The sequence below is a fragment of the Desulfobacter sp. genome, from assembly GCF_050177295.1.
In genome coordinates this window covers 1-3154 of sequence record NZ_JBFXHE010000475.1, presented here as the reverse complement: position 1 = coordinate 3154, position 3154 = coordinate 1, and the positions used below count along the sequence as shown (strand labels likewise).

The following is a 3154-nucleotide window of genomic DNA, read 5'->3' as shown; positions in this document are numbered from 1 at the left end:
CGGTTGGGATTGACGGGAACGCAGTAATAGACGGGACCTTATTGGGACGCAGTATTCAGGCCGGCGGGATCACAGCAGGACATTTGGCCGCGAATCAGGTCCTGGTGGGGCACACAATCAGAAGCAGTAACTATATATCCGGGTACCAGGGGTGGATGATCAACGGAGTGGCTGGAACCGCTGAATTTAATAATATGACTCTGAATATCACGTATAACGATATTTTGGGTTCAAAGCCTCCAATTGATGCTGATAAAACAAGCCAAAACGTCGCATACGACACGACGCATGTGAATGGTTCCTCTGCATCCACAGTGGCTTATAATGCAGCGAATGGTGCCACATTCACCAGTTCAAGCTATTTAAACTCGACTCAGCAAAACGCTATCACGTCCATCGGCGGTGGGTGGGTTACCACCAGTTCAGTTGGTAGCCCGTCTGGTGTTCGTTTTACATTTAGCCCAAGCGGCATGGTTCTATCTGGTGGTTCTGGTACTGGCAACTGCATCTCTCTACAAAATACGTCAGCCAGAGTCTGGGGATACAATGGAGTTGCAGGACTAAGCGGAACAGAGTGCCGCCTCCAAACATTGTCCTCAACAATAGGCTACACAGGAGGGAGTTTTTACCCTTACTTCAACGGGACTGTAGCACTTGGGACAAGTGTAAGCCAGTTTGCAGATTTATACACAGGCGGGTTGGTGGTTAATTTTTCAAGGGTCTATGACGTCATAGACGACCTTGAAACTCTCCATTCGATAGAACCAGACGCTGCAGGCGTCATGAACCCTCAGACCTTGCCAGATGACTTCACATCAAGAGGTCGATTGAGGTCAACGTTGAGAAACGACCTTGGAGAACTGGCCACGGACGAAGAAATAGAAGAAATGCTGAACGACCCTGACGATATGGGGGGGAAGATTGGTTTAGACCTTGGCAACTTTGTGGCACTAATTGAAGGTGCATTACGCCAACTTGATAAAGAAAATTCAGCCGTTCAGTATGAGTTTTTGAACTGGCTTGGGGATATGGAACAGCGGCTGCAAGCAATTGAGGACGCAGCATAGGAGGTGTTTATGGCTGGAATTGATGGACAAATACAGGTTGAAGTTGGAAGGCTTTTAAAAATTATCGGCGGGAAAGAGGTTGAGCTGGATGTCTGCCGCGAAAAGGTCATGGCGTTAACGACCGCGTTGGATAAAGCGGACGCAGAATTGACAAAGGTCCGGGTGGAATTGGAAGGGTTAAAAAAAACAGAGGGTACGCAAAAAGATGAATAACCGGTTTTTCATGCTGCCATACATGGAACGGGACGGCATCCGGACGGCGGCGGATTCAACTATCAAAGCGCTTTTCACCAGGACCGGGGAAGACGGCCTGGTCCCGGTTGTTTTCTACGAGGGAACCATTGCCACAGCCGATGCATTTCTTTCCATGGCCAAGGCACCCGGAACAATGTTTTTTATCCTCATGGATGGTACGCAAACCATTGGCTATACGTGGCTGAACCGGTTTGAAAACCACACGGCAAGACAGCATTTCTGCATCTTTAAATCATACTGGGGCAACTCTCTGGATGTTGGCAAATGGTGTCTCCATGAGGTTCTTCACATGCAAGATAATGCCGGCAGTTTTGTGTTTGACCTGGTGACCGGGTTTGTGCCGGCCTGGAATAAACGGGCGATTAATTTTGTTCTGAAGTGCGGAGGGCAGACCCACGGTGTTATTCCCAATGCAATTTTCAACGGGGAAACGGGGATGAGTGAGAAGGCGGTGTTCATTTATTATACAAGGGAGAAAGAGGCATGAATTTTGACCGGATTACCTTTGACATCCGCCTCGGCGGATACCTTGAGGCCGATCCATTCGAGTCCCGGGGGATCCGTGCCAAAGGGGGAGGCGGCAACGGAATTGATGCGGCATATAATGCAAGGATGGCATCCGTAGCCGAGGCGCAGCAGGCCATAGCCCAGAAAAATTTTGATTTTTGGGAATCGGATTATAAGCCCATGGAGCAAGCCATGATTAATTCGAATATAGCCTTGATTCCCCATGAGACCAATTATCAAGCCATAAAATTAGATAATGAAGCAGCTCTGATTCCCCATCAAACAGATTATGAAATAAAGAAAATGACTGCCGAAGAGCAGCTTTTCCCAAGCCAGACCAAACTCGGTATTGCCCAGAATGAGGCAGCACTTTCTTTGCTTCCCCAACAGACTGAATACGCCATGGCAAAGCTTTCTGATGATATGCAGTATATGGAGGAAAAAGCCCCTGTCCGCAATGCCTTTTTCCGCGAATCCCTTGAAGGCGTTGATGTCGAAGGACGGGCGAACAAAGCGGCTGCCGATGCCGCACATGCCTTTGCCAACTCCCATATGTCCATGGGCCGGGATATGGCCAGGATGGGTGTTAATCCGAATTCCGGCCGCTTTGCCGCCATGGGGACTTCCAACGCAATCAGCAGGGCAAAGGGTATAGCAGGGGCTAAAACCAGCGCCCGTACCAATGCGGAACAAGAGAACTTTAGCAGATTAACCAATGCAATGGGGTATTGATTATGTATCAGATCGAAAATCCAATGGGCAGGGCTATAAACGGCATGGGGCAGGCTTCAGGGAGCTATAGCGCGATGACCAAGGGGATTAAAAATCCGGGGCATACTGCTGGGGGGGCTGTGTCGGCAGGGATGGGAGGGGCGGCTATGGGAGCACAGATAGGGAGCTTGACTGGTGCAACTGCTGGATCGGCAGCTACCGCTGGATCGGCAGCTACCGCTGGCGCTTTGGGCCTTGGCTTAGGGGCCTGGACCGGTATCGGTTCCGTTTTAGGTATCGGGGCCTACCTTTTATCTTGATGGAGAAGGGATAGCAATGCTCTGCTTTGATTGGTTGCTATCCGAAATATCACTGAAAAAAGAAAGCAAGGATAAATAATATGCCGGACGAGTGGGGAAGAGTAACTGGAAACGATTTTATGCAACTTGCAAACACCATGGGGAATATTCAGGCCATGGGGCAAAGGAATACCATGTTCCGGCAACATCAAGCGGACCGGGCAAAAAAACAGCAGCTTGAAGATGATGCCAATTATAATGCCGGATTATATCAGCCGGGGGCTATTCAGCTTGACGAAGGTTCTAGGACAGCCG

Annotated in this window: 5 protein-coding genes; all 5 read left to right on the top strand. The window is 49.5% G+C overall.

Going from position 1 to position 3154, the window contains the following annotated elements; translation table 11 throughout:
* Positions 1–1067 (top strand): hypothetical protein (locus AB7U36_RS21320; RefSeq protein WP_428161631.1); only part of this gene is annotated, 1067 nt, incomplete at its 5' end.
* Positions 1068–1076: 9 nt separating this feature from the next.
* Entirely contained in the window at positions 1077–1280 is a 204-nt protein-coding gene (locus AB7U36_RS21315) for a hypothetical protein (RefSeq protein WP_428161630.1), read from the top strand.
* Positions 1273–1809, top strand: coding sequence for a hypothetical protein (locus tag AB7U36_RS21310; protein ID WP_428161629.1), 537 nt, complete (start codon positions 1273–1275; stop codon positions 1807–1809). Before AB7U36_RS21315 ends, AB7U36_RS21310 begins: the two co-directional genes overlap by 8 nt.
* The gene (locus AB7U36_RS21305; protein ID WP_428161628.1) at positions 1806–2561 is read left to right on the top strand and encodes a hypothetical protein; all 756 of its coding nucleotides are present in this window, start codon (positions 1806–1808) and stop codon (positions 2559–2561) included. Before AB7U36_RS21310 ends, AB7U36_RS21305 begins: the two co-directional genes overlap by 4 nt.
* A gap of 2 nt (positions 2562–2563) precedes the next feature.
* The gene (locus AB7U36_RS21300) at positions 2564–2860 is read left to right on the top strand and encodes a hypothetical protein (RefSeq protein ID WP_428161627.1); all 297 of its coding nucleotides are present in this window, start codon (positions 2564–2566) and stop codon (positions 2858–2860) included.
* Positions 2861–3154: the final 294 nt, after the last annotated feature.

Coding starts and splice junctions, on each gene's coding strand:
- AB7U36_RS21315 (WP_428161630.1), top strand. CDS start 1,077: ATGGCTGGAATTGATGGACAAATACAGGTTGAAGTTGGAAGGCTTTTA.
- AB7U36_RS21310 (WP_428161629.1), top strand. CDS start 1,273: ATGAATAACCGGTTTTTCATGCTGCCATACATGGAACGGGACGGCATC.
- AB7U36_RS21305 (WP_428161628.1), top strand. CDS start 1,806: ATGAATTTTGACCGGATTACCTTTGACATCCGCCTCGGCGGATACCTT.
- AB7U36_RS21300 (WP_428161627.1), top strand. CDS start 2,564: ATGTATCAGATCGAAAATCCAATGGGCAGGGCTATAAACGGCATGGGG.